This is a genomic window from Pseudomonas protegens (genome assembly GCF_003732485.1).
In the GTDB taxonomy this organism is placed as follows: Bacteria; Pseudomonadota; Gammaproteobacteria; order Pseudomonadales; family Pseudomonadaceae; genus Aquipseudomonas; species Aquipseudomonas protegens_B.
The window spans coordinates 283,430-283,669 of the sequence record NZ_MOAK01000073.1 but is presented as its reverse complement, the minus strand read 5'-3'; the positions used below and the strand labels follow the sequence as shown (position 1 = coordinate 283,669).

Below are 240 nucleotides of genomic sequence, written 5' to 3'. Positions count from 1 at the left end.
GCTTGGAGCCGATGCCCTGCTTGTAGCCGAAGGTGTAGAGCGACAGCAGCAAGGCCAGCAGCAAGGCACTGATCGGGTGGCCGATCATGTCCATCCAGATGCGGAAGAAATGCCCGTCCGGCAGCGCCACGTCGGCGAAGGTCTTGAGCAGCATCAGGAACACCGGCAGCAGCACGGTCAGCAGGGTCACGCTGAAGCTCGGCAGGTTCTGCGAGGTATTTTCACGGGCCAACTGGTCGA

The 240-nt window shown here is 61.7% G+C and carries 1 protein-coding gene; it reads right to left on the bottom strand.

Going from position 1 to position 240, the window contains the following annotated elements; translation table 11 throughout:
• Positions 1-240: GntT/GntP/DsdX family permease (locus tag BLX41_RS35760; RefSeq protein WP_259745024.1), on the bottom strand; the 240-nt coding region annotated here is incomplete at both ends.